The sequence below is a fragment of the Streptomyces sp. NPDC060028 genome, from assembly GCF_042736725.1.
In the GTDB taxonomy this organism is placed as follows: domain Bacteria; phylum Actinomycetota; class Actinomycetes; order Streptomycetales; family Streptomycetaceae; genus Streptomyces.
The window spans coordinates 1-8,063 of record NZ_JBHWVJ010000155.1 but is presented as its reverse complement, the minus strand read 5'-3'; the positions used below and the strand labels follow the sequence as shown (position 1 = coordinate 8,063).

The 8,063-nt window shown below is 72.8% G+C and carries 7 protein-coding genes and 1 pseudogene; 3 read left to right on the top strand and 5 right to left on the bottom strand.

The features are described 5' to 3' along the window. Window positions 1-91 precede the first annotated feature (91 nt). The 3 genes from ACFWBF_RS36820 to ACFWBF_RS36810 all read right to left on the bottom strand — a co-directional run bounded on the left by ACFWBF_RS36820 (window position 92) and on the right by ACFWBF_RS36810 (window position 4,542). Window positions 92-1,564 carry a multicopper oxidase family protein gene (locus tag ACFWBF_RS36820; RefSeq protein WP_385609197.1) on the bottom strand — a complete coding sequence of 491 codons (1,473 nt, stop codon included), beginning with the start codon at window positions 1,562-1,564 and terminating at the stop codon, window positions 92-94. A gap of 158 nt (window positions 1,565-1,722) precedes the next feature. Further along, entirely contained in the window at window positions 1,723-2,364 is a 642-nt protein-coding gene (locus ACFWBF_RS36815; RefSeq protein WP_385609196.1) for an RDD family protein, read from the bottom strand. A gap of 231 nt (window positions 2,365-2,595) precedes the next feature. Next, window positions 2,596-4,542 carry a bifunctional metallophosphatase/5'-nucleotidase gene (locus ACFWBF_RS36810; RefSeq protein ID WP_385609195.1) on the bottom strand — a complete coding sequence of 649 codons (1,947 nt, stop codon included), beginning with the start codon at window positions 4,540-4,542 and terminating at the stop codon, window positions 2,596-2,598. 184 nt (window positions 4,543-4,726) lie between these two features. On the opposite strand from ACFWBF_RS36810, the gene ACFWBF_RS36805 reads away from it, so the two are divergent. Then, the gene (locus tag ACFWBF_RS36805; RefSeq protein WP_385609194.1) at window positions 4,727-5,458 is read left to right on the top strand and encodes a carbonic anhydrase; all 732 of its coding nucleotides are present in this window, start codon (window positions 4,727-4,729) and stop codon (window positions 5,456-5,458) included. Window positions 5,459-5,485: 27 nt separating this feature from the next. Here the strand turns inward: ACFWBF_RS36805 and ACFWBF_RS36800 are convergent, their stop codons facing one another. Together ACFWBF_RS36800 and sigK are read right to left on the bottom strand one after the other, a co-directional pair. Then, window positions 5,486-6,235: an anti-sigma factor domain-containing protein gene (locus ACFWBF_RS36800; protein ID WP_385609193.1), complete on the bottom strand. Its 750-nt coding sequence runs from the start codon at window positions 6,233-6,235 to the stop codon at window positions 5,486-5,488. After that, on the bottom strand, window positions 6,232-6,816 hold the full coding sequence (sigK, locus tag ACFWBF_RS36795; protein WP_385609192.1) for an ECF RNA polymerase sigma factor SigK: 585 nt from the start codon (window positions 6,814-6,816) through the stop codon (window positions 6,232-6,234). The genes ACFWBF_RS36800 and sigK overlap by 4 nt, the downstream gene beginning before the upstream one ends. A 280-nt stretch (window positions 6,817-7,096) precedes the next feature. On the opposite strand from sigK, the gene ACFWBF_RS36790 reads away from it, so the two are divergent. Both ACFWBF_RS36790 and ACFWBF_RS36785 read left to right on the top strand, forming a co-directional pair. Next, window positions 7,097-7,336: a chaplin gene (locus tag ACFWBF_RS36790; protein ID WP_385609191.1), complete on the top strand. Its 240-nt coding sequence runs from the start codon at window positions 7,097-7,099 to the stop codon at window positions 7,334-7,336. A gap of 145 nt (window positions 7,337-7,481) precedes the next feature. After that, a pseudogene (locus tag ACFWBF_RS36785) lies at window positions 7,482-8,063 on the top strand (molybdopterin-binding oxidoreductase); the annotation flags it as partial.

The window sequence follows — 8,063 nt, the reverse complement described above, 5'->3', positions numbered from 1 at the left end:
GGGGCCCCCCCCCCCCCACCCCTAAACCCCCGCCCCCCGCGCGGGGCGGGGGGCGCACCCCCCCCCCCCCCGGCCCGGCGCGTCAACCGCCTCAGCGCACCCGGAAGTTCGCCATCATGCCCATCGCCGAGTGGTCCAGCATGTGGCAGTGGTACACGTACGTCCCCTTGTACGTGTTGAAGGTGGCGTGCAGCTTCACCGTCTCTCCCGGCATGAGCCGCACGGTGTCCTTCAGACCCGCCTCGCCCGGCGCCACCGGCGCCCCGTTGCGCTCCAGCACCCGGAACTGCACCAGGTGCATGTGGAAGTTGTGCGGGACGAACTTGTTGGCGTTGGTGACCGTCCAGACCTCCGAGCTGCCGAACGCGACCGTCTGGTCGATCCGGTCCGGGTCCCAGACCTGCCCGTCCAAGAGCCCCCGCGGCTCCAGGCGGCCGTCCTCGTCCACCATCATGACGATGTTGCGCTGCACCGTCGGCGCCGGCAGCGCGGCGACCGCGGGCAGCGTGCGCAGCGTGGCCGGCACCCGGCTCGGGTCGGCGGCGGTCCGTACGACGTCGAACCGCAGTACCTTGCCCACCTGGTCCGGGGAGCCCGGGCCCAGGGTGTTCTCCAGCACGATCTGCGTGCCCACCGGATAGCGGGAGAAGTCGATGACCACGTCGGCCCGCTCGCCGGACGACAGCCCGATCGAGTTGGTCGGGAACGGGCTCTCCAGCAGGCCGCCGTCCGACCCGATCTGGATCATCTCGCCGCCGTCCGACAGCCGCAGCTGGAAGAACCTCTGGTTGGAGGAGTTCTGCAGCCGGAAGCGGTACTTGCGCGCCGCGACCTCGAAGTACGGGCTCGGCTTGCCGTTGGCGAGGATCGTGGTGCGCCCGAACGCGTCGCCCATGACGTAGACGAGCTGCCCGGCCTCGTCGAACCGCGCGTCTCGCAGCGCGATCGGCACCTCGTACTGGCCGGACGGCAGCGGCAGGGCGCGCTCGGCGTCGTCCGAGAGCAGGTACGTGGCCGAGAGCCCCCGGAAGACGTGCTCGGACTCCATGTGGTGGGCGTGGTCGTGGAACCACAGGTGCGCGTTCGACTGCTCGTTGAGGTAGGTGTACGTGCGCGAGGTGCCCGGCCCGAAGGTGTCCATCGGGCCGCCGTCCTGCTCCGGCGGCACGTTGGCGCCGTGCAGGTGGATGGAGACCGGCATGGTGTGCGTGTTGCGGTGGCGGACGACGACCTTGCGCCCGCTGCGCGCCCGCAGCACCGCGCCCGGGAAGTTCCCGTCGAAAGTCAGCACCTTGGTCTGCACCCCGGGGATGATCTCCCGGTCGACTTCCTTGATGGTGACGGCGTACGTGTCCTGCCCGCCCCACGTGGAGACCGGCGACAGCAGCGGCAGCCGGGGCATCTTCACGGTGAACGGGGCCGGCACCGCCACCTGGCCCGCCGGCGCCGCGGGCGCGGCCTCCGCCGACCGGGCGTTGACCAGCGGCAACAGTGCGCCGCCGGTTATCAGGGTGCCTCCGGTCGCGGCGATGGCACCGCCGATCACGCGTCGTCTGGTGACCATGGGTTGTCCTCCTGGGGATTGGTGCACACGGCCGTCAATCGCACATGTGTTGCGCCGCGAGTGCATCCGACCCGGCTCGCACCCCACTTGAGCCCAGGTGGTTCAAAACGGCAGGAGCCCGTCCGAATCCGGACGGGCTCCTGGCTGCGGACTGGTGCTCAGCCCTTGTCGACCTTGATGACGACGGTGCTGCAGATCTTGTCGGCGAAGGTCTGCTTCTTGCTGTCCCACAGCGGCCACAGCCACCCGAGGTAGCAGGGGAGACCGTCGACGATGTGCGCCAGCTTGCGCAGGAACGCCATGCCGAAGCCGAGCGTGCTGCCGTCCGCCTCGCGGCGCAGGCTGATGCCGACGACCTTCTTGCCGATCGTCTGGCCGGTGGAGCCTTCCTTGTAGAGCTGGAAGAAGCCCATGCCGATGGCGTAGACCATGCCGATGATGAAGAACGGGCCGGGGCCGGCGTTGGCCGGGTCGTCCGAGTTCGCCAGGTCGATGAAGCCCAGCGCGTACATCGGACCCAGGATGATGAGGGCGTCGAGCAGGTACGCGCCGACACGCAGGCCCCAGTGGGCGAGCGGCGGCATTCCGGCACCCGGCATGCCGGGCATCCCGGGCATGCCCGGAGCCGGCGGGTACGCGCCGTACGCCGGCGGCGGGGTCTGCTGCTGCGGGTAGCCGTACTGCGGGGGGACGCCCTGCGGAGCCTGCTGCGGGTAACCGGGCTGGCCCTGCTGGGGGTAGCCGGGCTGACCCTGCGGCGGCTGCTGGCTGTACGGGTTGTTCGGATCGCCGAAGCTCATGGCGAAGTCTCTCCAGTGTCTCAAACGGGGACGTAACGGCAAGGACCGAGGGACTTCACAACATGAGCGGTTTGCCCCCCTGCGCAGCCGCGATCTAGCGGCCCCATCGTGTTCGTAACATCGACTGCTTGTCCAATCCGTTCGCCAAGGCGCCCCGAACGGCGCCCGGTCCGACCCGGCCCTTCGAACGCCTCGGAGCGCCGCTGCCCGGATTCCGGCCGGGCGCGCCCGTCAGCAGACCGGGCGCCGCCCCATGTCGCGGGCGGCCTCCTCGGCGGCCGCGACCGGGGTCGGCAGCGACGGCACCGGCTCGGAGGGCGCGAGCAGTTGCGCCGAGAGCCCCGGGGCGGCCGCGGCGCCCTTCGCGGTGACGCGGCCGGTCGACACCGCCTGCAAGGTACCGAGAGCGGCGACGTACGCGACGAAGCTCTCCATGTCGCGCCGGTGCCGGACCGGGTCCCGGTACCCGCCGAGCGCCGGGTACCCGTCCTGCCCGGTGAACGTGTACGAGGGGGTCACCAGCCGGTACGCGCCGTCCAGGCGCAGCGCGGCGCCCCCGATGACCACATCGGCCGGAGCCACGCGGTCGCCGACGGGCCCGACCGCGTCGAAGGAGTACCGGACGTTGCCCGAGACCGCGAGCGGCGCGTACGTCAGGGCGCCGCCGGCGTCGAGCGCCCACTGCTGCTCCAGGGCGTCGTGCAGTTGCCGGCCGCTGACCGTCGCCGAGACCAGCGGGCAGCCGTAGCCGACGGCCTTCCACGCCCGCTCGAAGGTGACGGGATCCTCCTCGGCGGATGTGAGGAGGAGATCGGTGTTGACGACGCTCCGGCCGACCCGCGGCGCCAGGGCGATGAGCGCCAGGTCGGCGGGTCCGTGGTCGGAGCGGGGGCTGGTGTCGAAGGAGTCCGGGGCCTGACCGGCTGCCCACAGCGCCCAGTCGGCCACCAGGTTGCCCATCGTGCTCTCGCCCGTCGGTGCGAGGCGGCGGCGGAAGGACGCGCGCTGTCGGCCGATGGTCGTCGCCGCGCGCCGGGCGGCGTAGCCCTTCCAGTAGTCCACCACTTCCTGAAGGTCGGCATCGGGCGTCACGTCCCGGGTGTTGGGGTGATTGGTGGAGGTGGTCAGCTCGCGGACCACCGTCCCGGTCACCGGGTCGAGCCGCAGGTTGATCTCGTTGACGAGCTGCCCGTGGCAGCCGGCCTCGACGAAGGGCCTCGGCCGCCCGTCGGGGCCCGGCAGCATCATGTTGAAGGCGCTGTGCCAGTGCCCGGTCACGATCGCGTCGATGTCCGGGGACACGCGCAGCGCCAGCTCGTACGCCGGTCCGCTCGGCTCGCTGCCGGAGTCGAAGGCGGTCCCCGCCGTCGCCCCGTCGTGCATGCTGAGCACGATGGCGCCCACGCCGCGCGCCTTGAGCTCCGCCGCGCAGCGGTTGGCGGCGGCCAGCTCGTCCAGCGTGGTCAGGCCGGGCTGGAAGGAGTTGGGGAAGCCCTCCGTGCCCAGGGCCGTCAGGTGGATGAAGCCGATGGGCAGCTGCCGGCCGTCCGGCGCCGCCACCCACTCGATGTTGTACGGGGGCAGCACGGTCGCCCCCGCCTGCCCGGCGACGGCGTTGGCGCTGTAGTAGCGGAAGTCGGCTCCGTGGAACCGCAGCCCCCGCGAATCGGGGAAGGAGTTGGTCAGCCCCTCGCCCTCGTACGGGACGCCCTGCTCCATGTGCTGGAGCAGGAAGCCGGGGGTGCGGTCGAACTCGTGGTTCCCGGCCGTCGCGAAGTCCATCCCCAGCCGGTTCAGCGCCTCGATCGTCGGCTCGTCGGAGAGGGCGAAGGCCGGGAACTCCCAGCCCGAGAAGAGGTCTCCGGGTGCGAAGAAGAAGGACCGGGCCCCCTCGGCGCCCCGCTCGGCCCGCAGCCGCTTCAGGAGCGTTGCCATGTACGCGACCCCGCCGACGGTGTACTTCGTTCCGTCAACCCCGGTGATGACGGAGTCCCGCGCCGGGGGGTCGCTGAGATAGCCGTGCAGATCGGTGATGTTCAGCAGCTGCACGTCCACGTACCCCGCGGCGCTGACGGCGTCGAGCGCCGCCCGGGTGGCCGCGGCCGCGCTGCCCGTGGCGGCCCGGATCCCGAGGACCCCGGCGCCGGTCAGGAATCCTCGTCGGCCCAATCCGTCCATCCGCATCCGCGCTCCCGATCCGGTGCGCTCGATCGCGCGTGAAGAGAACCTGAAGAGACTTGTAGCAGCGTTTGCGTCCGCGGTGTGAGACGCGGCCGGGGGTGAACGCGCCCGCTCCACGGCGGATCCCGCCAATCTTCCCGCGGGGCCGGGACGGACCCGGAGACGGGGTTAGCGTCCCCCCATGCATTCGAACACGCAGGCGTCAGCCGTCAGTTCGCCGTCGCGCCGCGGCCTCCTTCGCACCGCACTGGCGGGCACGGCCGCGGCCGGTTCGGTCATCGCCCTCGGTTCCGCCTTCCCGGCCTCCGCGGAACCCGTGACGGACAGCCGCCCCACCACCCCCCGGGAGGCGCTGGGCCGGCTGTCGGCAGGCAACAGGCGCTGGGCCACGTACCGTCAGGAACACCCGCACGAGTCCCCGTCCGTACGCCTGCGGCTCACCGAGGCCCAGCACCCCTTCGCGATCGTGCTGGGCTGCGTCGACTCCCGGGTGCCGCCCGAGCTCGTCTTCGACCAGGGGCTCGGCGACCTGCTGACGGTGCGCTCGGCGGGCGAGGTGCTGGACGAAGCGGTGCTCGGCAGCATCGCGTACGGCGTCCTGGAACTGGATGTCCCCCTGGTGCTGGTGCTCGCCCACCAGTCGTGCGGAGCCGTCGGCGCCGCGGTACGCGCCGACGAGACCGGGGAACGACTGCCCGCCCACATCCAGTACCTGGCCGAGCAGATCCGGCCCTCCATCGACCACGGCCTGCACGGTGACGCCCGCGTGGACGCCACGATCGACGCCCACGCGCGCAGCACCCGCCGGCGGCTGGCGGCCGAGCCCGACCTCGCCCGCCGCATAGCCACCGGCGAGCTGGCCGTGGTCGCCGCCCGCTACCAGCTGCGCGACCAGCGGGTCCGCACCCTGTGATGGCGAGACGCGTGTCGGCGGGTCGGCTCAGGTGGGGAGGCCGAGCAGCAGCAGCGGGTTTCCGGTGGGCTGCGGGGAGCCGCCGGCCGGTTCGAGCGTCAGGCCGACGGCGCCCGCGCGCCCGACCGCCCCGTGCATCAGCACGGCGCCGTCGCCGGCGAGCAGTCCCGCCGGGCGCATGACGCCGTGATCGGCGAACCAGAGCTGGTACGTCCTGCCCGGCCCCGCAGGCGGCAGCCCGGCGGCGAGGAAGACCGCCCGGTCCCGGGCGGCGGAGGCGACGACGGTCGTGGCGGCCCCGTTGCCCGTGCGGCCGTGGGTGATGCGGGCGTCCGGCGCCGTGAGGACCGAGCTCACGTCGTGGCTCCGGGCGGTGGCCCGTTGCGCCTGCTGCCGGGCCTGCTCCGCCTGCCGGCCCTGCCAGAGCGCGACGCCGCCCAGCGTGGCCGCCGCGGCGACGGAGGCCGCCACCGCCCAGGGGCCGGCCTTGCGGGTGAGCAGGCGCAGCCGCCGGGCCGGACTGCGCGCCACGGTCACCTCCGGCGGGAGTTGGCGGACGGCGCCGACGCCGTGCAGGACGGCCGCCTTCATGCCCGGCGGCGGCGCGAGGGCCACGCCGGCGGCCAGGCGCGCCGCGGTCGCGTGGAAGCCGCGTACCTCCTGGGTACAGGCGGAGCAGTGCTCCAGGTGGGCGGCGAAGGCCTCGCGCTCCTGTCCGGTGAGCGCGTCCAGGGCGTAGGCGCCGGTGAGGGTGTGCGGTTCGTCGTCGTGCTTCATGTGGTCACCCCCATGCAGTCGCGCAGCCGGATCAGCCCGTCGCGCATCCGGGTCTTGACGGTCGGAAGGGGGGCCTGCAGGGTCTCGGCGACCTCGCGATACGTCAGCCCCTGGTAGTACGCGAGGGTGACGGCCTGGCGCTGCAGCTCGGTCAGGCCGCGCATGCACCTCTTGACCTGCTCGCTCTCCAGCCGCGCCTCCACCTGCTCGCTCACCTCGTCGAACGGCCTGCTCTGCTCCCGGACGCCGACGGCGTGTTCACGGGTGGACGAGGCCTGGGCGGAGCGGACCCGGTCGACGGCGCGGCGGTGGGCGAGGGTGGCGACCCAGGTCGAGACGCTGCCCCGCTCGGGACGGTACCGCGCGGCCTGCCGCCAGAGGTCGATCATCACCTCCTGGGCCACCTCCTCGGACTGGGCCCGGTCGCGCACCACCTTGACCGCGATGCCCAAGACCGTGCCGGCCACCGCGTCGTAGAGCGCGCCGAAGGCGGCCTCGTCCCCTTGGGCGACCCTGGCCATCAGTTCGGCGAGATCCGGACCGGTCTGCTCGCGGCCGCCGAACCGCGGTTGCGGCCTCATTCGTACATCCATCGCATGAACGTTCCTTCGTGGCGGCCGGACGCTGTGGGTGCGCTGTGGGTGCCTTCGCTTCCTCTTCGTGGCCGAACCCCCGGCGGATTGGTCCGGCTGCCCTGCAATGTGCCCGCCTGGGTCATCCCTTCGAGGGAATGAGCCCCAACAGACAGTCCGTAGCCGCCCCGGAGGCCGAAAGAAGGGGTGCGGACCTTGCCAAGGCCGTGCGATGCGCCCCTGGCCCGTCGCAGGAGATTTCGATTTCGGGAATCAAAGGAGACATCTGATGTCGCGTGTTCTCAAGAGCGCCGCGCTCGCCCTCGCCGCCGGCGCCCTGGTCTTCGGCGGCGCCTCCGTCGCCTCCGCCGACGCCACGGCGGAAGGTGTGGCCATTGGCTCGCCGGGCCTGCTTTCGGGCAACGTGGTCCAGATTCCGATCCACATCCCGATCAACGTGTGCGGCAACTCGGTCAACATCATCGGACTGCTCAACCCGACCGCCGGCAACACCTGCATCAACACCTGACCGGTTCGTCGGGAACAACCGCGCGGGTGACGGCAGTCGGCGCCGCCACCCGCGCGGCGGTCCCGGCGGGAGCCTCGCTCGACCCGATTCTCGTTTGACCGGATGAACGACCCATCCGGCGGCCGGTGCACGCCGAACACCGGTCGTGAGCACCCACCGAAGGACCGTCGAACGCGGCGCACTCGCCGTGGCGAGCGGCCTGTTGTCCGGGTACGCGGCACTGGCCGTCGCCGAACTGGCCGCCTCGCTCCTGCGGCCCCGGGCCGGACCCCTCACCGCGGTCGGCGGCGCGGCCGTCGACCGGACCCCGCCGGCCCTGAAGGACTACGCGATCCGCGCCTTCGGGGAGAACGACAAGCTGGTCCTGCGGCTCGGCATCCTCGCCGTACTCGCCCTGTGCGCCGCGGCCTTCGGCCTCATCGCCCTGCGCCACCGGCGTACCGCAGCCGCGGCCGTCCTCGCGTTCGGGCTGGTCGGGGCAGCCGCCGCGGTGTCCCGGCCCGACGCGACCGGTGTGGCCGACGCGCTGCCGTCGGTGGTGGGCGCGGTCGCCGGCGCCGCGGTACTCCACCTCCTGGCGGGCAGGGCGGACGGGCCGCGTGCGCTGCCCTCGGCCGACGCACCGGGCGGGCAGGAGCCGGGCGGGGAGCCCGGCCGGGGCCGGCGCGGCTTCCTGTTCGCGGCCGCCGCCGCGGCGCTCGCCGCCACCGGCGCCGGCGCCCTGGGC

What these genes read in the sequence shown, in the direction of transcription:
- ACFWBF_RS36820 (WP_385609197.1), bottom strand. Translation starts at nt 1,564, where the DNA reads ATGGTCACCAGACGACGCGTGATCGGCGGTGCCATCGCCGCGACCGGA.
- ACFWBF_RS36815 (WP_385609196.1), bottom strand. Translation starts at nt 2,364, where the DNA reads ATGAGCTTCGGCGATCCGAACAACCCGTACAGCCAGCAGCCGCCGCAG.
- ACFWBF_RS36810 (WP_385609195.1), bottom strand. Translation starts at nt 4,542, where the DNA reads ATGGACGGATTGGGCCGACGAGGATTCCTGACCGGCGCCGGGGTCCTC.
- ACFWBF_RS36805 (WP_385609194.1), top strand. Translation starts at nt 4,727, where the DNA reads ATGCATTCGAACACGCAGGCGTCAGCCGTCAGTTCGCCGTCGCGCCGC.
- ACFWBF_RS36800 (WP_385609193.1), bottom strand. Translation starts at nt 6,235, where the DNA reads ATGAAGCACGACGACGAACCGCACACCCTCACCGGCGCCTACGCCCTG.
- sigK (WP_385609192.1), bottom strand. Translation starts at nt 6,816, where the DNA reads ATGAGGCCGCAACCGCGGTTCGGCGGCCGCGAGCAGACCGGTCCGGAT.
- ACFWBF_RS36790 (WP_385609191.1), top strand. Translation starts at nt 7,097, where the DNA reads ATGTCGCGTGTTCTCAAGAGCGCCGCGCTCGCCCTCGCCGCCGGCGCC.